The following is a 22,158-nucleotide window of genomic DNA, read 5'->3' as shown; positions in this document are numbered from 1 at the left end:
GTTAATCGTTTATTTGACTACCCTTTTTTTTCGTGCTGCAAAGATAGATTAATTAGAGTATTAGACAATATTATTTAGATTACAGAGCGACAGGATTTTTTAAATTACATCAATATTCCTACATATTCCCAAAATTTAATCTTATCTTGTATAAGAATTTAAAAATCAGCAAAATATGAGAACTAAATTAAACCTAACTGCCAGCCTTATTGCGGCGTTATTATTTGGACTTTCTGCACATGCGCAAAAAACAGTAATTAAAAAAGAAGCTTTGCCAGCAAATGCTCAAACTTTCTTAAAAACGCACTTTGGATCGAAAAAGCCAAGCTACATATTAGAAGACAAAGAAATTCTCTCTACAGAATACAAAGTTCAATTTGATAATAAAATTGAAATCGAATTTGATAAAAAAGGAAACTGGAAAGAAGTTGACGGTAAAGGCGCTAAACTTCCAACGTCTATCATCCCAAAAAAAATTGCCTCTTACGTAAAAGCAAATTTCCCTAAAGAAAAAGTAACCAAAATTGAACTAGGATCTTTTGGTTATGAAACAAAACTAACAAACGGTTTAGAATTAAAATTCAACACAAAGGGAGATTTCACTAAGATTGACAATTAACAGAAATCGATAAATTAGAAAATCTACTATAAAACAAAACCCGACAGATTTTTAAAATTTGTCGGGGTCAAAAAATTATCTAATTTTCAAATTGACTAATTATCCAATTAATCTTTTCTCCATTTTTTTGTTTCTTCAAAAATATGCTCTAAAATTGAAGCTTCTATTTCATCAAAAGCAATATTTCGTCTTCCCAAAACTAATTTAGCAGTTTCGAAAGCTTTTTTGGTTACATAAGTTGTAAAACCAGCTGCTCCGCCCCAAGAAAAACTCGGAACAAAGTTTCTAGGAAATCCTGAACCAAAAATATTAGCACTTACTCCAACAACAGTTCCAGTATTAAACATAGTATTGATACCACATTTGCTGTGATCTCCCATCATTAAACCACAAAACTGAAGACCTGTTTTTGCAAATCCTTCTGTTTCATAGCTCCACAATTTCACCTCTTCGTAATTATTCTTAAGGTTCGAATTATTGCTGTCTGCACCAATATTACACCATTCTCCTAAAACAGAATCTCCTAAAAATCCGTCATGACCTTTGTTTGAATTGGCAAAAAGAACAGAATTCTTAACCTCTCCTCCTATTCGAGATCCTGGACCAACAGTTGTTGCACCATAAACTTTAGCATTAAGCTTTACTGAAGCATTTTCGCATAAAGCAAAAGGACCGCGAATCACAGTTCCTTCCATGATTTCAGTATTCTTACCTATATATATAGGTCCCGTTGATGCATTTAAAGTCACAAACTCTAATTTTGCTCCTTCTTCGATAAAAACATTCTCAGGCGCTATAACATTTACACTCTTAGGAATTGCTTGCGACTTTCTATCTTCTGTCAAATAAGCAAAATCGGCACGAATCGCAGCGTCGTTTTTAGAGAAAATATCCCATGTATGTTCAACCGTTAAACAATCTTCATTGTACTGAATAATTTCGTACGAATCAAAATCAACTTCTTCTTGATTTTCTGTTGTAAAAAAAGCAATTACATCATCGCCTTTAAAGATCGCCTGATTCTCTTTTAAATCAGAAACTAATTCAGCCAGTGTATCATTTGGTAAATATGCCGCGTTGATCATTACATTTTCTTCCATTTCAACCATAGGAAATTTGGCAGACAAGTAATCCTCAGTAATTGTTGTAATAGTAGAACCTAGACGTGATTCCCATTTTTGGCGAATCGTCATAATTCCAATTAGAATATCAGCCACAGGTCTTGTAAAAGTAAAAGGCAGTAAAGCATTTCGGACCGGACCGTCAAAAAGAATATAATTCATAAATAAAATTTGTACTTGTTAAAATCTTGATTTGGTTATCAGGGTCAAAGTTACAAATATTTATTTTTTTTACTAAAATTGTTTTAGTAGTTAGCAGTTAATTCATGAATTGCTTCGCCAGTTCGCTATCGCTCGAGTCGTGGCTAATAAATTATTGTACAAAAAAAGCCTTCCGATTGGAAGGCTTTTGTATGATTGTAAACAGCTATTATTTTTTAGCGTGTTTTGCATATTTAGTTTTGAATTTATCAATACGTCCTGCAGTATCGATAAGTTTAGATTTACCAGTATAAAAAGGGTGAGATGTTCTAGAAATCTCCATTTTTACAACTGGATACTCAACTCCGTCAACTTCAATTGTTTCTTTTGTATCTGCAGTAGATTTAGTGATAAAAACTTCGTCATTTGACATGTCTTTAAATGCAACTAATCTGTAATTTTCTGGGTGAATTCCTTTTTTCATCTTTTCTTTTATTTATTGTTTTAGAGCATTTTTATTTTGAAGCTTTTCCATGGTTAGAAAAAGGTATAAACAACTCTACTCTTTTTTGTTTAAAAATTTAATTATTTTTGAGTGTGCAAATTTACAATTCTTTTTTAATAAACAAATACTTAGCCCACTTTTTTTTAGTTTATTTCGAAAAGCTTTTTTTATCTTCGATTATACTGGGAATTACTATATTTGTGGATTAATTTTAAACTTATAGAAATATGATTAATGAAGTTATTAAAAAGAATGGAGTTACTTACGGCATTACTCTGGGAATCATCCTAGCTTTGATTACTGCAACAATGTATGCTATAGATCTAAAATTATTTGTTTCGGGCTGGGTAGGCGGCCTAACATTTGTGCTTTATTTAATAATTGGCATCCTGTTACTAGTTAAAACAAAAAAGGAAATCAACGGCTTTTTTTCTTTTAAAGATGCATTTACCACTTTTTTTATAACTACTATAATTGCCTTAGCAATTTCTACCTTATTTAGTATTATATTATTTAATGTAGTCGATCCAGGCGCTAAAGACACCGTAAACGAGTTACTTATAAAATACATGGCTGAAACTTTACAAAAGTTTGGAACACCAGCTTCAGCTGTAAATGAAGCTTTAGCTAAAATGAAAGAAAACAGTCCTTTCTCAACTATAGAACAAATAAAAGCTTTAATTTTCAGTATTGTCGGCTACTCAATTTTAGGATTAATTTTAGCTGCATTTTTCAAAAGCAAATCTACACAAGAATAAAAATATAAATGAATTTATCTATACTTATACCGCTTCTAAATGAAGAGGAGTCACTTCAAGAACTCTATACATGGATTATTAAAGTGATGCAATCTAACAATTACTCTTATGAAATCATTTTTGTGGATGATGGAAGTACAGATGATTCTTGGAATATTATTGAACGTTTCTCAAACGAAAACCCAAATGTAAAAGGGATTCGCTTCATGAAAAACTTTGGGAAATCGCAGGCTTTGCATGCTGGTTTTGCAAAAGCAAAAGGTGATGTAATTATCACAATGGATGCCGATTTGCAAGATAGTCCGGATGAAATTCCTGGATTATATGAGATGATCACAGCTCAGAAATTCGATTTGGTTTCTGGTTGGAAAAAGAAACGTTACGATTCTGTGGTAGCGAAAAATCTGCCTTCAAAATTATTCAATTGGGCTGCCAGAAAAACTTCCGGCGTTGAATTGAATGATTTTAACTGCGGACTAAAAGCCTATAACAATACAGTTGTAAAAAACATTGAAGTATCTGGTGAAATGCACCGTTACATTCCTGTTTTAGCAAAGAACGCTGGTTTTAATAAAATTGGCGAAAAAGTGGTTATTCATCAAGCTCGTAAGTACGGCGAAACTAAATTTGGGATGGATCGTTTCATAAACGGTTTTCTAGATTTAATTACAATTTGGTTTTTATCAAGATTCGGAAAAAGACCAATGCACTTGTTTGGAGCGATAGGTTCGTTAATGTTCATTATCGGATTTCTATCTGCGGGATACATTGGTATTTCAAAACTATACCATATGTACAACGGAATGAAGTACAGCCTCGTAACTAGTAATCCTTGGTTTTTTATTGCGTTAACTACAATGATTCTTGGAACTCAGCTTTTTTTAGCAGGTTTTCTAGGTGAGATCATTTTAAGGACTAAAAACAACGAGGAACGTTACAAGGTTTCAAGAGAGGTTAATTTTTAATCGAAATACTTTTCCCTCTCTGACACAGCAAACAGGATCAACTCCTGAAAAAACTTATTTTTATTTAAAAAATATTAAAAAGACATTTACATGAATATAGCACCTAACATATTGAATGCTGTAAACGAATGGCTGACGCCAACATTTGACAAAGAAACCCAAGCAGCTGTTAAAGAATTAATGACTACTTCACCAAAAGAACTTGAAGAAAGTTTTTATAAAAATCTAGAATTTGGAACTGGAGGAATGCGCGGTGTTATGGGTGTTGGAAATAACAGAATCAACAAATATACACTTGGAAAAAACACTCAAGGTCTTTCTGATTATCTACACGAAGTTTTTCCAAATCAGCCTTTAAAAGTAGTTATCGCTTACGATTGTCGCCATAACAGCAACACTTTAGCAAAAGTGGTTGCCGATGTTTTCTCTGCAAACGGAATTCAGGTTTATTTGTTTTCTGACATGCGTCCAACTCCTGAATTGTCTTTTGCACTTAAATATTTAGGCTGTCAATGCGGAATCGTTCTTACTGCGTCACACAATCCTCCAGAATATAACGGATATAAAGTGTATTGGGAAGATGGAGGACAAATTGTTCCTCCGCAAGATGCTGCTATTATAAATGTGATCGAAAATTTAAGTTACGATAAAATTAAGTTCAATGCAAATGAGAGCTTAATTCAATATATCGATACTGAAATTGACAAAGCATTTGTAAAATCATCTATTGAAAACGCAAGTTTTAATACTCCGGCTGAAGCCAAAGACAATTTACATATTGTGTTTACTTCATTGCACGGAACTTCTATAAAATCTGTTCCAGATACTTTATCACAAGCTGGATACACAAACGTACACATTGTTCCAGAACAAGCTGAACCAAACGGTGATTTCCCAACAGTAAAATCTCCAAATCCAGAGGAACCAGAAGCTTTAACAATGGCTTTGGCTTTGGCAGACAAAACCAATTCAGATATTGTAATAGGAACAGATCCTGATTGCGATCGTCTAGGAGTTGCTGTAAGAAACAATGATGGTAAAATGATTTTACTTAACGGAAATCAAACCATGATTTTAATGACTTCTTTCTTATTGAAACAATGGAAAAAAGCAGGTAAACTTAACGGAAAACAATTTATAGGCTCAACAATCGTTTCAACTCCAATGATGATGGAGCTGGCTACAAGTTACGGCGTAGAATGCAAAGTTGGCTTAACAGGATTTAAATGGATCGCTAAAATGATCAAAGATTTTCCTGAACTTCAGTTTATTGGAGGTGGAGAAGAAAGCTTTGGCTTTATGGTTGGCGATGCTGTTAGAGATAAAGATGCTGTTGCCGCTACCTTATTAATATGCGAAGTTGCTGCTCAAGCAAAAGCAGCTGGAAGCTCTGTTTACAAAGAACTTTTACAACTTTATGTTGAAAATGGTTTTTACAAAGAATATTTAGTTTCATTGACCAAAAAAGGTATGGAAGGTTTAGAAGAAATTAATCAAATGATGATTAATCTACGTCAAAATCCTCTAAAAGAAGTAAATGGTCAACGTGTAATTATGGTTGAAGATTATCAATCATCGACTGCATTGAACTTATTGACAAACGAAGAGTCTTCAATGGACATTCCGAAATCAAATGTATTGATTTATTATACTGAAGACGGCTCTAAAATTTGTGCAAGACCAAGTGGAACGGAACCAAAAATTAAGTTTTACATCAGTGTAAATGCCGAATTAGAATCGGTTCAAGATTTTGACGATGCCGAAAGTTTCTTAGACGGGAAAATTCAAAACATCATTGCAGATATGCAATTGAAATAAAAATAATGAGTGACAAACTTGACACAAATGACAAACCTGAACTATTAGATTCAATAATTGGACTAATAGATCAGACTCGTCATTTTGTTGCCAAAACAGTAAATCAGGAATTAACACTCTTATATTGGAAGATTGGCAGAAGCATCAATGATGAAATTCTAAAAAACGATAGAGCAGATTATGGCAAGAAACTTATTCTAAATCTGAGCCATGAACTTTCTGAACGTTACGGAAGTGGTTTCAACAAAAGAAACCTACACAGCTTCATCAAATTAAACACTGTAATTCAAGATATTACAATTGTGCACACAGTGTGTGCACAGTTAACATGGTCTCATATTAGATCACTTATCTATATTGAAGATCATGTAAAACGTGAGTTCTACATTCAAATGAGTATTCACGAACGCTGGAGTGTACGAACCTTACAAGAACGCATTGACAGCATGCTTTTTGAAAGAACCGCCATCAGCAAAAAGCCAGAACAAACAATCCTTAACGATCTCGAGTTATTAAAAACTGAAAAGCAAATTAGTCCTGATTTAACTTTTCGAGATCCTTACTTTTTAGACTTCTTAGGTCTTCACGACACTTATTCGGAGAAAGATTTAGAAAGTTCGATCTTAGCCCAATTACAAAATTTCATTACTGAAATAGGAAGCGAATTTGCTTTTCTTGCCCGCCAAAAACGAATCACTATAGATGATGAAGATTTTTATATTGATCTTCTTTTTTATCATCGCGGCTTAAGACGTTTGGTCGCAATTGACTTAAAACTAGGAAAATTCAAAGCTTCATACAAAGGTCAAATGGAGTTATACCTTCGCTGGCTGGAGAAAAACGAACAAAAAGAAGGAGAAAACAAACCAATTGGATTAATTTTGTGCAGTGAAAAATCTCCAGAACAAATTAATTATTTAATGCTTGACAACGATGACCAAATCAAAGTTTCAGCATATCTAACCCAATTACCTGAAAAAAAATTATTGCTCGAAAAACTCGAAAGAGCCATCGCTATAGCAGAAAACAATATCCATAAAAATGAGTAATTTCAAAAAAATAGTTCCTTTTATATACCCATATAAAAAATATGCATTCTTAAACATTTTTTTTAATGTTCTGTATGCGCTTTTCAGCACGCTTTCGTTTGTTGCTTTAATACCGATGCTTCAGGTGTTATTTGACAAAACAAAAGCAAACAATGTAAAACCCGTATTTAAAGGAATTTTACAGCTTAAGGAATATGGAGAAGACTATTTAAGCTACTATATTACCACAACAAAAGGAACTCACGAATCTGGTTACGTTCTTTCCATTATGGTTGCTATAATCATCTCAATCTTTTTATTAAAAAATTTAGCCGATTATTTGGCGATGTTTTTTATCAATTTTTTGAGAAATGGTGTTTTAAAAGACATGAGAAATGCTTTGTACAAAAAAACACTAGAACTTCCTTTGGCTTTTTATTCTGAAAAAAGAAAAGGAGATGTAATTTCTAGAATTTCTGCAGATGTAAATGAAGTTCAAAACTCATTTTTAGCAATCTTAGAGCTTATCGTAAAAGAGCCTTTAACTATTATTTTTACGATAGCCACCATGCTTATCATCAGCGCCAAACTGACTTTGTTTGTATTCATTTTTATTCCAGTTTCAGGATATATAATTTCATTAATTGGAAAACAACTTAAAAAACAATCTACAAAAGCTCAAGAAGAACAAGGAAGATTCCTATCGACTATCGAAGAAACAATTGGCGGATTAAAAGTAGTAAAGGGATATAATTCTGAAAATTACTTTAATACCGTTTTTCAAAATTCGACAGAACGCTTTTTCAATTTATCAAACAGCATTGGAAACCGCCAGAACTTAGCTTCTCCTGCGAGTGAGTTCATGGGGATTACCGTTATTGCCATTTTACTTTGGTACGGCGGACAGATGGTTTTAATTGACAAAACTTTAGAAGGTGCCGCTTTTATCGCTTACATGGGATTGGCTTATAATATTCTAACTCCCGCGAAAGCCATTTCTAAAGCTTCTTATGGAGTAAAAAGAGGAAATGCCGCAGCAGAACGTGTTCTTGAAATTTTGGAACAAGAAAATACTATTGTTTCTAAAGAAAATGCGATTGAAAAATCGACTTTTGACAACAATATCGACATTCAAAATATCAACTTTAAATACGAAGAAGAAACGGTTTTAAAAGACTTTTCTCTTCAAATTAAAAAAGGACAAACTGTTGCACTTGTTGGTCAATCTGGAAGTGGAAAAAGTACTATCGCAAATTTACTAACTCGTTTTTATGATGTAAACGACGGAACAATTTCTATTGACGGCATCAACATTAAGGATATGAATCTGCAATCGCTTCGTAGCTTAATGGGACTAGTTACACAAGACAGCATTTTATTTAATGATACTATTAAGGCCAATATTTCATTAGGAAAACTAGACGCTACTGATGACGAAATAATCGAAGCTTTGAAAATTGCTAATGCATATGAGTTTGTAAAAGATCTTCCGCAGGGAATCTATACCAACATCGGAGACAGCGGAAATAAGCTTTCTGGCGGACAAAAACAACGTTTATCGATTGCAAGAGCAGTATTAAAAAATCCGCCGATTATGATTTTGGATGAAGCAACTTCCGCATTAGATACTGAAAGCGAAAAATTTGTTCAGATCGCTTTAGAAAACATGATGCAAAACAGAACTTCCATTGTAATTGCCCACCGTCTTTCGACAATTCAAAAAGCAGATATAATCGTAGTAATGCAAAAAGGAAAAATTGTTGAGCAAGGAACACATGACGAACTAATTGCTCACAACGGAACCTACAATAAACTGGTAACTATGCAGTCTTTCGAGTCTTAAGCACAAAACCAAGACTTAACAAATAAACGAACACAGATTAAAGAATTATTAAACCTGATTTTAATTTCTTTAATCTGTGTTTATTTTTATAACTTTAGGTTAGTTAAAGAATAAACTTTTTAACGCTTCTTAAAAATGTATATTAACAACCCTAATATCAAACTGCCAGACGATCCTAATACGATTGTTTGGAAATATCTTGATTTATCTAAATTTCTAGACTTATTACTTTCGAAAAAGTTATTTATGTCTCGTTCTGACAAATTTGAAGATCAATACGAAGGCACTTTTAGCGAACCTACTTACGAAGAAATAAAAAAACTTGCGGTTGACAATCCTGACTTCCTGAGTTACTACAAAACACATCGCGAAAAAGTTGCCATCAGCAGCTGGCATATAAATGAATATGAATCGTTTGCAATGTGGCAGATTTTTACTCAAAACAGCGAAGGATTGGCCATTCAGTCTACAATTGGAAGATTACAGAAAGCTTTAAAACCAGAAAACAATTTCGACCAATATATAGGCGAAGTAAATTACATTGATTACAAAAGAGAATATATTCCGTTTGACGATTTATTCTTTCCGTTTTTATTCAAAAGAAAAAGCTTTCAATACGAGCGCGAAGTCAGAATTATTACCGATACTTCCAAAAGCAATCTCAAAATAAACGATGGTTTAAGAATCAATGTTGACCTTAAATACCTTATCGAAAAAATCTATATACACCCTAAATCGGAGAACTGGTATAAAAAACTTGTTATTGATTTAGTTCATAAACTAGATCATGATTTTGACATCGAAAAATCAGATTTGGAAAGTGATATATTGATATAAAGAGGCTAAGGTTCTAAGACGCTAAGTTTTTATCCTGTCACAGATTAAAAACTTTTCTAATTGTGACTAATAAGAAAGGCGTGTAGAAAATTTTAAATTTCTACACGCCTTTCTTTATTTTATAAAGTGCAAAAAATCACCTTAATTCTTTCAATCTGTAAAAACCTCAGAATCTTAGTACCTTAGCACCTCAGAACCTCTATATAGGCTTATAATTTTTCACTTCCCATTTTTTCGAAGTCAAATCGATATAATTGTAATGCAGAACATCGTTTTTATCAAACTGTCCATTTTGGTTTGTATCTTCGATTGTTCTAAAGTATAAACGGCTTTTAGATTCAATCAAATTCCAATCTACCAACTCTTGCAAATCAGCAGAAACTTTTGTGAAGTTTTCCCCACTGATATCACTTAAATACAAGGTCTTAATATCGCTTGTATCAATTTTACCATCTTTGTTAGTATCCGAATCTGTTAAAGTATAAACCATAACTTTATTCTGCGTTTTGTCTGCAACAGTTTTTAAGTAAGTAGCGGTTAAAATTAAAACCGGTTTATCTGAAAGCGGACGAATTGAATCTGAATCTACTTTTTGAAATTTTAAATTCTGAAGATATCCCGTAATTTCATATTCTCCCAAATTAGAGATTGTAAAACTTATATCATTCACGCTCGAAGAACCGTAACGTGCTTTTGAACCCTTTTCAAAAACCCTTAAATCACCAACAGGATGAATTAAATAATTCGTTCCTTCCATCTGAATAGGCAAATCTGCAATTTCAATTTGTGTCGAATCACTCTTTGCAACAGCTCCAACTTTATTTGAACCATCATAAATTACTTTTGGCTTTTGCTGTACTTCATCTTTACAACTCATTAATGTACCGATGATTATTAAGGCTATATATTTTAAAGAATTTTTCATGCTTGCAATTATATTAGAATATCAAATATAGTATTTTTGATCGTATTATCTGTTTTTATTGAATTTTACTAAAGTAAAGATATTAAGAAACACAATTCCAAGATAACCTAAAAATATAATCCAATTTTGTTTATACAAAGATAAGTAATACTCGTACTTTCTCTTTCTCTCCTGTTCCAAGATATAATCTTTATTAGCTTCGAAATAACCACATGTAATTGGGACAATTTTTACACTTATTTGATTCTTAGGCTTTGGTATTTTCAAAACAAAAAAGTTGTTTTTATATTGCATAAACAATGTTTCTTTTTCAGCAAAGAAGATATCCAAAATTTCAATATAAACTTCATATCTCATCTTAGTACCAAAACAAACTTGAATTCCATTTATTGTATCATTTGTACGATTTAATTCTTTTAAATCTAATCGAAGTTCATTTAACTTTTTTCTTTCTAAATCCAAGGAATTATTAAAATTAAAAACTTTATAATTCCTTTTATAAGCCATAACCTTTTCTATCTCAGCAGAGTCGCTAGGGATATAAATATCGATACATCCCTCTTCTTTAAAAGCATCAACTTTATAAAAATGATAAAAGCACAATAAAGGAATAACAATTAAAGAAATCATTCCGGGAACATAATAAATCCTTCTTCTATTTTCCCGCTTCCTTATCATAACCTTGCATTCAGTTTTACATTAAAAACTCTTGAAGTCATAAAATTTGGAATCGCATATTGATTTTTAGAATAAACATCGCGAACCCAAGTATTCGTAATCGCATTTTGATTGTTGAAAATATTAAAAATCTCTAATCCAACAGATAACTCTTTAAAATTTTTAAGCCAGCCTGTTTTGGCATTCTGAGTGCTGCTGTCAACAAAAACTTTAGCAAAACCAATATCCGCTCTTCTGTAATCATTTAATCTGTTTTGATACAAATAAGGATCAGAATACGCTGGAGCGCCTCCAGGCAAACCAGTATTATAGACTAAATTAAGATACACTTTTACACTTGGAATATTTGGCATATAATCCTGAAACATCATTGCAAATTTCAAACGCTGATCTGTCGGACGTGCAATATAACCTTTGTTCTCGTAATTCTCTTCGGTTTTCAGATATCCAAAACTAACCCAAGATTCTGTTCCTGGCACAAATTCCCCATTCAATCTAAAATCTAAACCTTGCGCATATGCTTTTGCATTATTATTGGCAACATATCGAATTCGAACATTGTCTATAGAATACACATTTACATCTGAAAGTGACTTATAATAAACTTCTGTAACCCACTTAAAAGGGCGATTCCACATTTTAAAATTGTAATCGTTACTCAAAACAACATGAACTGCTTCTTGTGCTTTTACATTTGGATTCACTACACCATTCAAATCACGGAGTTCTCGATAAAAAGGCGGCTGATGATACAATCCTCCAGAAATTCTAAAAACCATGTCCATATCCCAATCTGGTTTTATTGCAAATTGCGCTCGCGGACTGAGTACAAACTGATTTTTTCCTTCAACCGCTGCGCCCGAAACATTCCAACCTTGAAAGCGAGCACCAACATGAAACCAAATTTGATTGGAACCAATTTCTGATTGTTTATTCCATTGCGTATAACCTGAAAATCTATTTATAGTATTAAAATTTGTTGCTCGAACGTTTTGATAAGGCAAAAGCGGACCTTCGTAAGGTGTGTAAGGCGGATTATTTTTTGGCAGCATAACTAAAGGCGGATTTATTGAAAATCCAGCCGAATCAATCACCTCCCACTCGACAACTCTATCTCGAATTGATTCTCTGGTATATTTTAATCCAAATTCAAGCTGACTTTCTTTCCAGTCTTTAGCACCTTTAATTTCAACATTTGCAATTAAAGCATCCAAATCATTTCTGGCGTGATTTAGTTGCGAGCCAATTCCACGAGTAAAATCAACTGCTGCCTCGTTAGTTCCATCCTCAGCTGCCGCATTTCCTAAACGATATTGCGCCAAAATATCAAAATGCTCTTTTTCTGTAGTATGAAATAATGATCCAATCAATTTTAACGTAAGCGATGGAGAAACTTTATAAGTTGTTTTTAAAGCTCCAAAGTAAGTGTCATATTGATCTTTTTCCTGACCTTCATAATACACATTAAGCGCCATTGGCTGATCAATAGTCCCAAATTTTGTTTCTCTGGTTAATGGCTGATATAAATATTTGTTCTGCGAAACATTACCTAAAAAGCTCATTTGCCATTTTTCAGAAATATCGTAATTTATGTTAGTTTGAAAATCTGCAAAAGTCGGTGTATAATTTGTCTTTGTATCTTGACTGTTTACTAATAAACTATTATTTCTGTAGCGAACTCCAGTTACTGCAGACCATTTTTTGTTTTTTGAAACGGCATCGACAGAAGCGCTTCCTCCTAAAAAACTGGCTTCTAAGGAAGCTCCAAACCGAGTTGGTTTTCTATAAGTAATATCTAAAACAGATGATAATTTATCTCCAAACTTAGCCTGAAATCCACCTGCCGAAAAATCAACATTTTGAACCAAATCTGTATTGGTAAAACTCAATCCTTCCTGTTGTCCTGACCGAATTAAAAACGGACGATAGACTTCGACTTCATTAACGTAAACTAAATTTTCGTCGTAATTACCGCCTCGAACTGCATATTGTGTACTAAGTTCATTATTTGAATTTACGCCCGGAAGTGTTTTTAAGATATTTTCTACACCTGCATTTGCACCCGGAACTTTTTTTATTGCTGTTAAATCAATTGTTGCAATTCCCTGGACACGTTTTCTGTTTTTGGAAGATACAAAAACTTCTCCCATCTGCTCTTCAGAATTATTCATTACAGGATTAAAAACAAAAAACTCATTTGGCTTTAAATTCACCGTTAAGCTTATCATTTTTAAAGAAATATGGGTAAAAATTATTGAAACCTTTTTGTTTGAAACCACATCAATTTCAAAAAAACCATTGGCATCAGATTGCGTACTGCTTTTACCAGATGTGATATTTACATTAGAAACAATATTATTTTCATCGTCAACAATAATTCCTTTAACATGTCCGCTTTGAGCAACCAAAGCACATGTAAAAAACAGAAAAAACAAGGCGAATATGAACCTATTATTATACAACTATTTGGGGTTTTATTTTTGTTGACTTCTAAGGAAACGTGTTTCAAAGATAGAAGAATTCCCTACATTATCAATTACTTCAATTTTTAAATCATTTGCTCCTTCAAGCAGCAATTGAGGATCAAAAGTATGAGTAATCTTTTTATTTTTATTTTCATATTCAAACAAAACCCATTTTCCGTTCAAATACCCGTTATAGGATTTAATTCCTGACGAAGAATCGCTGATAATAAACTCGATTTTTTTCTGATCGCTGATCCATTTGTCCTGAACCGGCTTTGTAATTTTAATAACTGGCTTTATAGTATCTAATACTAAACCATATTGTCCTAATACTTTTGATTTTGCCGTATAAACATCTCCTTTTCTAACCGTTCCATTGTAACTGCTGCTTGCTCCGCTTATTCTTCCTATAAAAACTTTGTCACGCAAGGCTTCAGAGTAAGTATTATCCTTGATGGTTATTGTAAAATTAGAATGCACAGGAACTGTATCATCATGAATATAAATTCGATTGTTTTTAACATCAAAATTTAAATTAAAGTCATCGTAAAATGTTCCTGCAGGAAAGAAAACAGACATATTGTCTTTTTCGAAATTAGAATCTTTATTGTATTTAACAAAATACTTAGATGCACTGGCTTCTGCCGGCACCAAAGGATCAGCTGAATCATATTCGATTGGAACTGTGATTGAATTTAGATTTCCATAATAATCTGAAACTTCAATTCTATAAGTTGACGCCAAATTAGGTTCTGCCGTAATTATCCCTCTAGACGCATCCGTTTTTATAATGCTTAACGCAAAAGGTGTTTTCATGAAAAGCTTCTGAATACGCTGACTTGTTTTTTTGTATCGAGAATAATCAATAAATGCATTGATGTAACGCATTTCATCAAATGAATAGGTATTAAATTGATAGTTGTAATTTTGATTTCCGTTCAAAAATGTCGAAACATTAAAAACGCCATTTTTATTAAAAGAAACATCATCAGTATCAACAGCATTAATTCCAAAACCGATTTTTCCGTTAGTTTTTACTTTTCCAGCAAGATAGGTTCCGTCTTTTTGAAGTGTCATGTTTAACAACAAAGGCTGTTTGGATTGATTAACTGAGGCATTATCTAATGGATAAACATACAAACTAGACAACGTTGGTTTCTTTGTATCTTTAATATTTTTATCAAACCCGAAGAAAATCGGATTAATTACAAACTCCGTTTTTGTATCTCTAATTTCAAAATGCAAATGCGGCCCTTCAGATGAACCTGTATTTCCAGAAAGTGCAATTAATTGTCCTTTTGTAACCGGAAGATCGCCGGGTTTCGGGAATAATTCAATTTCATAAGCCTTTTCAGCATAATGCGCTTTGGTTACATAATCTTGAATCGCTCCTTTAGTAGTTTGTAAATGTCCATAAACAGAAGTATACCCATTTGGATGCGTAATGTAAATACATTTTCCGTTTCCAAACGTCGAAATCTTTATTCTTGACACATAACCATCGGCAATTGCATAGACGTTCAATCCTTCTCTCTGATTGGTTTTCAAATCAAAACCTGCATGAAAATGATTTGGTCTTAATTCCCCAAAATTACCCGAAAGCTGCATCGGAATATCTAATGGCGGACGAAAATAATCTTTAGGATATTGTGTTTGGGCAAAAATAAAGTGGCCGCACAAAAGGGCAAATACAGAAAATCTCATAAATAACATTTTTGCTAAGATAAAAAATTAACAGGGAAAAACCGAAGATACAGCCACAAAAACACAATTGATTGAAATTCATTTATTTGTCTATTTTTAATGCAAAAAAATCGATAAAAAATTGCATTAATAAAAAGGAATATTAACTTTGTATGATTAAGTAATGAATAGGATGTATAATGAGTGTAATTGCCGAAATAATTGATACTCTTGAATATAAAATTGAAAAGCTGTTTGAGAAATCAAAAAGCTTGGAAAAGAATAATCAGGTATTACAATTAGAATTAGCCAAAGCTGCGCAAATTATTCGAAAACAATCTGAGGAGATTGAAGCTTTGAAGAAGCAGTATGACACACTTAAGATAGCCAATTCGTTGCTTGGCAGCGACGACAACAAGAGAGAGACAAAGCTTAAAATAAATTCATTAATTCGCGAAATTGATTACTGTATAGCACAACTATCAGATTAGATAACATGGACGGAAAGCTTAAAATCAAAATATCAATTGCAGACCGAGTTTACCCATTAACGGTAGATCCAGCTCAAGAAGAAGGACTTAGAAGTGCTTCAAAAAAAATTGATGCCATGATTAAGCAGTTCGAAGAAAGTTACGCAGTTCGCGATAAACAAGATGTATTAGCCATGTGCGCACTGCAATTTGCATCGCAAGTGGAACAAAAACAAATTGATAACGCAATCGATGGCAAGCAAACTATTGAAAGAATTAAAAAATTAAATTTGCTTTTAGATCAATATCTCGAAAACTAAACGTTCTTTACAGAAACTAAGATACTGCCTACATTAGTTCACAATTGGTAAACTCAACACTAACAATTTAGAATGAGCAAATCATCACTACTATAGCATGCCACGCTTTATTGCGAGGAAACTTGAACAGTGAGTTAGCTCAAAACTTGTCTTTACGAGTTTATTCAAGCAATTAATGTAGGCTTTTTTTATATATAAACCTTAACAAACATGGACATCATAACGATCATTATTGGTATAGTAGGTATTGCAGCAGGTTTTGCAATAGCTAAATTTATCGAGAAAAGTAATATTTCAAACCTAATAAAAAACGCAAAAAAAGAAGCAGCTTCTATTTTAAAAGACGCTAATTTAGAAGCCGAAAATATTAAAAAAGATAAAATTCTTCAAGCAAAAGAACGTTTTATCGAATTAAAATCAGAACACGAACAAGTTATTTTAGCACGAGATAAAAAAGTTGCTGAAGTAGAAAAAAGAGTACGTGATAAAGAATCTCAAGTTTCTAACGAGCTTTCAAAAGCCAAAAAAGTAAACGACGATTTTGAATCTAAAACAGCTGAATACAATAATAAAATTGAGGTTTTAGACAAAAAACAAGCTGAAGTTGACAAGTTACACAAAAGTCAATTACAACAGCTTGAAGTTATCTCTGGACTTTCTGCAGAAGAAGCAAAAGAACAATTAGTTGAAGGCTTAAAAGCAGAAGCTAAAAGCAAAGCAATGTCTCATATTCAAGACACAATTGAAGAGGCAAAACTTACTGCACAGCAAGAAGCTAAAAAAATCATCATCAATACAATTCAAAGAGTTGGAACAGAAGAAGCAGTTGAAAATTGCGTTTCTGTATTCAACATCGAATCTGACGATGTAAAAGGTAGAATCATTGGTCGTGAAGGTCGTAACATTAGAGCTCTTGAAGCTGCAACTGGAGTTGAAATTATCGTTGATGATACACCAGAAGCTATCATTCTTTCTTGTTTTGATCCAGTTCGTAGAGAAATTGCTCGTTTGTCATTGCACAAATTAGTAACTGACGGACGTATTCACCCAGCTAGAATTGAAGAAGTTGTTGCAAAAACAGCTAAACAAATTGATGACGAAATTATCGAAGTTGGAAAACGTACTGTTATCGACTTAGGAATTCATGGATTACATCCAGAACTGATTAAAGTTGTTGGTAGAATGAAATACCGTTCGTCTTACGGTCAAAATTTATTACAACACTCTAGAGAAGTTTCGAAACTTTGCGGTATCATGGCAGCTGAATTAGGCTTGAATGTAAAATTGGCTAAAAGAGCTGGTTTACTACACGATATTGGTAAAGTTCCAGATACAGAAAGCGATTTACCTCACGCATTATTAGGTATGCAATGGGCCGAGAAATACGGAGAAAAAGAGGAAGTTTGCAACGCTATTGGTGCTCACCACGACGAAATCGAAATGAAATCATTATTATCGCCAATTGTTCAGGTTTGTGATGCTATATCGGGAGCAAGACCAGGAGCGAGACGTCAGGTTCTAGATTCATACATTCAACGTTTGAAAGATCTTGAAGAAGTAGCTTACGGATTCAGCGGTGTGAAAAATGCTTACGCAATTCAAGCTGGTAGAGAACTTCGTGTTATTGTTGAAAGTGAAAAAGTTTCTGATGACAATGCGGCAAACTTATCATTTGAAATCTCACAAAAAATTCAAACTGAAATGACTTACCCTGGTCAAGTTAAAGTAACTGTAATTAGAGAAACTAGAGCTGTAAATATTGCAAAATAACAGCTAATCTATACATAAAAAAACAAAAAGGCAGTTCTCTACGAACTGCCTTTTTTGATTTTATCTAATTGCAAAGCTTTTAAAGATCATTAAACGTAATTTTAAAACTCGTCCCTACTCCTACTTCACTTTCTACAGAAACCGTTCCTTTCATAGCTTCTATTTGATTTCTGGTGATATACAAACCTATTCCTCTTGCCTCTTCATGTTTATGAAATGTTTTATACATCCCAAACAACAAATCACCATATACCTTCAAATCAATTCCTAAACCATTATCCGTAATCTTCAATGATTTATGTCCATCTGTTTCTAAACCATAATCAAAAACAATAACTGGATCTCGATCAGGATGCGCATACTTTATTGCATTAGTTGTAAAATTCAACAAAACACTTTCCAGATAAGCGGGATTAAAATTTATTATCAAGTACTCTGGCACATTATTTATAATTGTGACCTTTTTCTGTTTGCTGTGACCTTTTATTGTCGAAATAGTTTTTTCTATATACTCAAAAAGCTTTAACGGCCCAACTGTTATATTAATATTGCTTTGCGTTTTTACGATCTGACTTAAATTTGAAATCGTTTCATTTAAATCATTAGAAACCGTACGCAAATGTTCAAGCATTTCTGTAACTGTTTCCTTATCACCATCAGCATCAATAAAATCTAAAATTGATTTAATATTGCCCGCCTGAGTATTTAAATTATGCGAAACAATATGCGAAAAATTAAGCAGTCGGCTATTTTGATCGCTGTACAACTTCATTGTTTTCAAGAGCTCAAGCTCCTTTTCTTTCTGCAATGATATATCAGTATGCGTACCTATAACACGCAATGGCTTTCCATTTTCATCACGCTTGATAACTTTACCGCGATCTAAAATCCATTTATAATTACCACTGGAAGTCATTACGCGATGGTAATTTTCATAATAGGGAATCTTATTTTCAAAATGCTCTTTTATATCTGAATAATATTTTGGAAGATCATCAGGATGCACAATTTTATCCCAGCGCTCTGGATCATCAAAAATATCACTCGATTCTAATTCTAAGATTTTTAATGATAATGACGAATAAAAAACGTTATTAGTTACCATATCCCAATCCCAAATTCCAACTGTAGAAGCGTCTAGAGCAAACTGAAAACGCTCTTCAGAAATACGAAGTTTTTCCTCTTTATCTTTAAGTTCAGTTATATCTGAAACATGTCCAAAAAAGCTTACTTTATCACCGTCAGACAATTCAGTTTTAGCCGAAATCCTAAACCATCGAAGTCCTTTTTTGGGTAAAACTGCTCTAAACTCAATCTCCCAAGGCTTAATTTCTTTGCGCGCCTTAACCAAGGTTTGAAAAAACATATCTCGGTCTTGTGGCAAGATTCTTTCGTAGATAATCAGTTTTATATCATCTGTAAATTTATCTATCGCAAGTTCAAAAATCTCATCAACAGATCTGCTTACAAGAGGAAATGAATACTGATTATCTGCATCTATCACAAACTGAAATATCAAGTCCGGCACTTCTGCAAGCAGCTTTTTGTAAAAATTATTAACTTCTAAGCAATCTTCACTATTAAAAAAATCAAAAACCATACGCCGTCATTTAAGTAAATAATTACTTTATCAAAATCAAATTCAAAAGTCTTATTATTGCTTTTTATACTTTCTTTTTAACATTAAATCAAATACAATATATTAATTTTTGCTTAAAAACAGAGGTTTCGCGTAAAAAAATTATTTTCTTGGATGGAATGAATGCATTACTTCTTTCAAAAAACTTCGATCAAGATGTACATAAATTTCTGTTGTGGTAATAGATTCATGTCCGAGCATTAATTGAATTGACCTCAAATCGGCGCCGTTTTCTAATAAATGTGTCGCAAAAGAATGGCGTAATGTATGCGGACTAATTGTTTTACTTAATTTAATTTTTACTGCCAGATCTTTTATTATTGTAAAAATCATAGCACGAGTAAGCTGATTACCTCGACGATTTAAAAACAAAGTATCTTCAAAACCTTTTTTAATATTTAAATGCACCCGAATTTCATTTTGGTAAATCTCTATGTATTTTCGAGTCACTTTACCTATTGGAACAAAACGTTCTTTATTTCCTTTTCCTGTAATCTTCACAAAACCCTCATCAAAAAACAAATCAGATATTTTGAGCGAAACCAACTCCGAAACTCGAAGTCCGCAGCCGTACAAAGTTTCCAGCATAGCCCGGTTTCTTTCCCCTTCGTTACTGCTCAAATCTATCGCAGCAATTAAAGCATCAATTTCTTCCACAGACAATGTATCAGGTAATTTTCTACCAGTTTTAGGACTCTCAATTAACTCTAAAGGACTATCGTTTCTATAATCTTCAAAAACCAAATAATTAAAAAAGCTTTTCAAACCAGAAATAATTCTAGATTGAGATCTTGGGTTTACTTCCTTAGATACTGAATATATAAACTGCTGAATTGTTTCGTCAGTAATTTTTAAAGGCGAAACATCAATTTGATTGGTTTCTAAAAAAAGACACAAACGTTCTATATCAAAACTATAATTCTCGATTGTATTTTTAGACAATCCCCTTTCTATGCGCAAATACGACTGGTAGTCTTTTATGTAATTATTCCATTTCATACTTTACAAAGTAAAACATTTTTAACTATAAAAAAACCTTCCTAAAATCTAGGAAGGTTTTTTACAAAATATCGTTTTAAGATATTAGAATTTATAAGCTAGAGTCAATGCCAAAACACTGTTCTTCGGACTATCATAAAGCTCTTCCCAAGTTTCAGCATTATAATCTGCGATATTTGACAAACCTACAGTATAACGAAGCCCTACAGAAACATTCTCTGTAAAATTATATCCAGCTCCAAAATTAAATCCTGTATCTACAGATTTAAAACCATCTTTAGCATCGTGACCATCATTTTTAGCAGATACTAAAAACCCAATTTGTGGCCCCGCCTCTACAGTAAACTGTTTTGTAACATAAAACTTAGCCAAAACAGGTATATTAATATAGTTTAATTTGCTATCGATATCTAGATCATCAAGTTTAGCTCCCTGTGTAGAAAACAAAACCTCAGGTTGAATCGACAACCTCTCTATAACTTTAATTTCGGCAAAGCCTCCTACTTGAAAACCAACCAAAGATTTAGCATCCCAGTAATTTCCACCAGCAAAAGTTGTAAGGTTAAGACCTCCTTTAACTCCGAATCTTGTTTTTTGCGCATTCGCAAATCCAAATACCATTACTGCTATAGCAGCTAAAATAATTCTTTTCATTACAATTTGTTTTTACGTTATATACATCAAATATAAAAATATTCTTCATAATTCTACACTAGGAATTTAACAAAAAAAATAGTAGCAAAAAAACTAACCAATTAATTTAAAAGCAATTAAATCACACCACTCAACTATTATATCCATAAAAAAGCCCTCCTCAAAAGAGGAAGGCCTTTTAAAACTAACAAGATAATTTATTTAGAATTTATAGATTACTCCAAAACTTACATCTCTTAAGTCAGTACCAAAACCAAAGCTGTTACTTTTATCAGCACCATGACCTCCATTATTGTTTACACTATATTCTAAACCAGCCCAAGTTGCTTCGATAGCAAAATGATTTGATAAGAAATAACTTAAACCTAAACCTACATTTGTACCAATTTGATTAGTTTTAAAATCCCCTGATTTACTATTTGTAAAATCAAGACCAGCTTGACCAAAAACTGAGAACTGAGAAGCAGGAGTAAAATAGTATCTACCAAAAGCTCCAGCAGTAAAGGCATTAGTTTTATCATCACCCATCTTATTTGAACCAAATCCTAATTTGCCTCCAATAGCAATGTTTTCAGACACAAAATAACCTACACTAGGAACAATTGTAAAGTTGCTAGTTTTAGCATCTCCCTCTTTTGTTGATCCTACAGATAAAGCTCCAGAGATAAAAGCATCACCTTTAGCAAATCCACCAGTTTGTGCATTAGCAAATGCAAAACCAAATACTGCAATAGCAGTTAAAATAACCTTTTTCATAATTTATTTTTTTTTTAATTACAGGGAACAAAACTAAGATTACACTTACTAAAAAATGTCCACAATACGGTAATACAATATCAAAATAAGACAGAATTAGATTACAAATAAATAATTGATTTACAATAGATTAGAAGAAAACACAGCTTCAAAACCTAATAAAA

General features: G+C 32.7%; 20 protein-coding genes. 10 read left to right on the top strand and 10 right to left on the bottom strand.

Annotation, left to right across the window (positions count from 1 at the left end; genetic code table 11):
- The first annotated feature begins 175 nt into the window (after positions 1 to 175).
- Entirely contained in the window at positions 176 to 619 is a 444-nt protein-coding gene (locus tag B0A75_RS10095; protein ID WP_089054157.1) for a PepSY-like domain-containing protein, read from the top strand.
- A gap of 107 nt (positions 620 to 726) precedes the next feature.
- Here the strand turns inward: B0A75_RS10095 and B0A75_RS10090 are convergent, their stop codons facing one another.
- Together B0A75_RS10090 and B0A75_RS10085 are read right to left on the bottom strand one after the other, a co-directional pair.
- Entirely contained in the window at positions 727 to 1,902 is a 1,176-nt protein-coding gene (locus tag B0A75_RS10090; protein WP_089054156.1) for a GlmU family protein, read from the bottom strand.
- A gap of 208 nt (positions 1,903 to 2,110) precedes the next feature.
- Positions 2,111 to 2,365, bottom strand: a complete 255-nt coding sequence (locus B0A75_RS10085) for a type B 50S ribosomal protein L31 (RefSeq protein WP_008464817.1) — start codon at positions 2,363 to 2,365, stop codon at positions 2,111 to 2,113.
- Between the two features lie 248 nt (positions 2,366 to 2,613).
- On the opposite strand from B0A75_RS10085, the gene B0A75_RS10080 reads away from it, so the two are divergent.
- The 6 genes from B0A75_RS10080 (at position 2,614) to B0A75_RS10055 (ending at position 9,635) form a co-directional block, all read left to right on the top strand.
- Positions 2,614 to 3,144, top strand: a complete 531-nt coding sequence (locus B0A75_RS10080; RefSeq protein ID WP_089054155.1) for a DUF4199 domain-containing protein — start codon at positions 2,614 to 2,616, stop codon at positions 3,142 to 3,144.
- Positions 3,145 to 3,152: 8 nt separating this feature from the next.
- Positions 3,153 to 4,109, top strand: coding sequence for a glycosyltransferase family 2 protein (locus B0A75_RS10075; RefSeq protein ID WP_089054154.1), 957 nt, complete (start codon positions 3,153 to 3,155; stop codon positions 4,107 to 4,109).
- 90 nt (positions 4,110 to 4,199) lie between these two features.
- Positions 4,200 to 5,927: a phospho-sugar mutase gene (locus B0A75_RS10070; protein WP_089054153.1), complete on the top strand. Its 1,728-nt coding sequence runs from the start codon at positions 4,200 to 4,202 to the stop codon at positions 5,925 to 5,927.
- Between the two features lie 5 nt (positions 5,928 to 5,932).
- Positions 5,933 to 6,976, top strand: coding sequence for a PDDEXK nuclease domain-containing protein (locus B0A75_RS10065; RefSeq protein ID WP_089054152.1), 1,044 nt, complete (start codon positions 5,933 to 5,935; stop codon positions 6,974 to 6,976).
- Positions 6,969 to 8,798 (top strand): ABC transporter ATP-binding protein, encoded by a 1,830-nt coding sequence (locus tag B0A75_RS10060; protein ID WP_089054151.1) that lies wholly within the window; start codon positions 6,969 to 6,971, stop codon positions 8,796 to 8,798. Before B0A75_RS10065 ends, B0A75_RS10060 begins: the two co-directional genes overlap by 8 nt.
- A gap of 135 nt (positions 8,799 to 8,933) precedes the next feature.
- Positions 8,934 to 9,635, top strand: coding sequence for a DUF2971 domain-containing protein (locus tag B0A75_RS10055; protein ID WP_089054150.1), 702 nt, complete (start codon positions 8,934 to 8,936; stop codon positions 9,633 to 9,635).
- 199 nt (positions 9,636 to 9,834) lie between these two features.
- On the opposite strand, the gene B0A75_RS10050 is transcribed toward B0A75_RS10055, so the two are convergent.
- Genes B0A75_RS10050 through B0A75_RS10035 form a run of 4 tightly spaced genes read right to left on the bottom strand, consistent with a single transcriptional unit; the run spans position 9,835 to position 15,407 of the window.
- Positions 9,835 to 10,560, bottom strand: coding sequence for a CREC-EF hand family protein (locus tag B0A75_RS10050; RefSeq protein WP_089054149.1), 726 nt, complete (start codon positions 10,558 to 10,560; stop codon positions 9,835 to 9,837).
- 45 nt (positions 10,561 to 10,605) lie between these two features.
- The gene (locus B0A75_RS10045; protein ID WP_244284377.1) at positions 10,606 to 11,190 is read right to left on the bottom strand and encodes a hypothetical protein; all 585 of its coding nucleotides are present in this window, start codon (positions 11,188 to 11,190) and stop codon (positions 10,606 to 10,608) included.
- Positions 11,191 to 11,234: 44 nt separating this feature from the next.
- On the bottom strand, positions 11,235 to 13,700 hold the full coding sequence (locus B0A75_RS10040) for a TonB-dependent receptor (RefSeq protein ID WP_089054147.1): 2,466 nt from the start codon (positions 13,698 to 13,700) through the stop codon (positions 11,235 to 11,237).
- Between the two features lie 12 nt (positions 13,701 to 13,712).
- Positions 13,713 to 15,407, bottom strand: a complete 1,695-nt coding sequence (locus B0A75_RS10035; protein WP_089054146.1) for a M23 family metallopeptidase — start codon at positions 15,405 to 15,407, stop codon at positions 13,713 to 13,715.
- A 179-nt stretch (positions 15,408 to 15,586) separates the two neighbouring features.
- Between B0A75_RS10035 and B0A75_RS10030 the strand changes: the two genes are divergently transcribed.
- The 3 genes from B0A75_RS10030 (at position 15,587) to rny (ending at position 17,946) form a co-directional block, all read left to right on the top strand.
- Positions 15,587 to 15,877 (top strand): hypothetical protein, encoded by a 291-nt coding sequence (locus tag B0A75_RS10030; protein ID WP_089054145.1) that lies wholly within the window; start codon positions 15,587 to 15,589, stop codon positions 15,875 to 15,877.
- Positions 15,878 to 15,882: 5 nt separating this feature from the next.
- A complete protein-coding gene (locus B0A75_RS10025; protein WP_089054144.1) occupies positions 15,883 to 16,176 on the top strand; it encodes a cell division protein ZapA in 294 nt (97 codons plus the stop codon).
- Between the two features lie 210 nt (positions 16,177 to 16,386).
- Complete coding sequence (gene rny / locus B0A75_RS10020) at positions 16,387 to 17,946, top strand: ribonuclease Y (RefSeq protein WP_089054143.1); 1,560 nt, start codon at positions 16,387 to 16,389, stop codon at positions 17,944 to 17,946.
- A gap of 79 nt (positions 17,947 to 18,025) precedes the next feature.
- On the opposite strand, the gene B0A75_RS10015 is transcribed toward rny, so the two are convergent.
- The 4 genes from B0A75_RS10015 to B0A75_RS10000 all read right to left on the bottom strand — a co-directional run bounded on the left by B0A75_RS10015 (position 18,026) and on the right by B0A75_RS10000 (position 21,994).
- Positions 18,026 to 19,546 (bottom strand): sensor histidine kinase, encoded by a 1,521-nt coding sequence (locus B0A75_RS10015; RefSeq protein ID WP_089054142.1) that lies wholly within the window; start codon positions 19,544 to 19,546, stop codon positions 18,026 to 18,028.
- Positions 19,547 to 19,687: 141 nt separating this feature from the next.
- Positions 19,688 to 20,584, bottom strand: coding sequence for a site-specific tyrosine recombinase XerD (xerD, locus tag B0A75_RS10010; protein ID WP_089054141.1), 897 nt, complete (start codon positions 20,582 to 20,584; stop codon positions 19,688 to 19,690).
- Between the two features lie 84 nt (positions 20,585 to 20,668).
- Positions 20,669 to 21,238: a porin family protein gene (locus B0A75_RS10005; protein WP_089054140.1), complete on the bottom strand. Its 570-nt coding sequence runs from the start codon at positions 21,236 to 21,238 to the stop codon at positions 20,669 to 20,671.
- Positions 21,239 to 21,439: 201 nt separating this feature from the next.
- Positions 21,440 to 21,994: an outer membrane beta-barrel protein gene (locus tag B0A75_RS10000; protein WP_089054139.1), complete on the bottom strand. Its 555-nt coding sequence runs from the start codon at positions 21,992 to 21,994 to the stop codon at positions 21,440 to 21,442.
- Positions 21,995 to 22,158 lie beyond the last annotated feature (164 nt).

Source organism: Flavobacterium oncorhynchi (genome assembly GCF_002217355.1).
Classification (GTDB): domain Bacteria; phylum Bacteroidota; class Bacteroidia; order Flavobacteriales; family Flavobacteriaceae; genus Flavobacterium; species Flavobacterium oncorhynchi.
Note: the sequence above shows the minus strand (reverse complement) of the source record. Positions and strands in the feature narration are given on the sequence as shown.

What these genes read in the sequence shown, in the direction of transcription:
- B0A75_RS10095 (WP_089054157.1), top strand. Translation starts at nt 176, where the DNA reads ATGAGAACTAAATTAAACCTAACTGCCAGCCTTATTGCGGCGTTATTA.
- B0A75_RS10090 (WP_089054156.1), bottom strand. Translation starts at nt 1,902, where the DNA reads ATGAATTATATTCTTTTTGACGGTCCGGTCCGAAATGCTTTACTGCCT.
- B0A75_RS10085 (WP_008464817.1), bottom strand. Translation starts at nt 2,365, where the DNA reads ATGAAAAAAGGAATTCACCCAGAAAATTACAGATTAGTTGCATTTAAA.
- B0A75_RS10080 (WP_089054155.1), top strand. Translation starts at nt 2,614, where the DNA reads ATGATTAATGAAGTTATTAAAAAGAATGGAGTTACTTACGGCATTACT.
- B0A75_RS10075 (WP_089054154.1), top strand. Translation starts at nt 3,153, where the DNA reads ATGAATTTATCTATACTTATACCGCTTCTAAATGAAGAGGAGTCACTT.
- B0A75_RS10070 (WP_089054153.1), top strand. Translation starts at nt 4,200, where the DNA reads ATGAATATAGCACCTAACATATTGAATGCTGTAAACGAATGGCTGACG.
- B0A75_RS10065 (WP_089054152.1), top strand. Translation starts at nt 5,933, where the DNA reads ATGAGTGACAAACTTGACACAAATGACAAACCTGAACTATTAGATTCA.
- B0A75_RS10060 (WP_089054151.1), top strand. Translation starts at nt 6,969, where the DNA reads ATGAGTAATTTCAAAAAAATAGTTCCTTTTATATACCCATATAAAAAA.
- B0A75_RS10055 (WP_089054150.1), top strand. Translation starts at nt 8,934, where the DNA reads ATGTATATTAACAACCCTAATATCAAACTGCCAGACGATCCTAATACG.
- B0A75_RS10050 (WP_089054149.1), bottom strand. Translation starts at nt 10,560, where the DNA reads ATGAAAAATTCTTTAAAATATATAGCCTTAATAATCATCGGTACATTA.
- B0A75_RS10045 (WP_244284377.1), bottom strand. Translation starts at nt 11,190, where the DNA reads ATGATTTCTTTAATTGTTATTCCTTTATTGTGCTTTTATCATTTTTAT.
- B0A75_RS10035 (WP_089054146.1), bottom strand. Translation starts at nt 15,407, where the DNA reads ATGAGATTTTCTGTATTTGCCCTTTTGTGCGGCCACTTTATTTTTGCC.
- B0A75_RS10030 (WP_089054145.1), top strand. Translation starts at nt 15,587, where the DNA reads ATGAGTGTAATTGCCGAAATAATTGATACTCTTGAATATAAAATTGAA.
- B0A75_RS10025 (WP_089054144.1), top strand. Translation starts at nt 15,883, where the DNA reads ATGGACGGAAAGCTTAAAATCAAAATATCAATTGCAGACCGAGTTTAC.
- rny (WP_089054143.1), top strand. Translation starts at nt 16,387, where the DNA reads ATGGACATCATAACGATCATTATTGGTATAGTAGGTATTGCAGCAGGT.
- B0A75_RS10015 (WP_089054142.1), bottom strand. Translation starts at nt 19,546, where the DNA reads ATGGTTTTTGATTTTTTTAATAGTGAAGATTGCTTAGAAGTTAATAAT.
- xerD (WP_089054141.1), bottom strand. Translation starts at nt 20,584, where the DNA reads ATGAAATGGAATAATTACATAAAAGACTACCAGTCGTATTTGCGCATA.
- B0A75_RS10005 (WP_089054140.1), bottom strand. Translation starts at nt 21,238, where the DNA reads ATGAAAAGAATTATTTTAGCTGCTATAGCAGTAATGGTATTTGGATTT.
- B0A75_RS10000 (WP_089054139.1), bottom strand. Translation starts at nt 21,994, where the DNA reads ATGAAAAAGGTTATTTTAACTGCTATTGCAGTATTTGGTTTTGCATTT.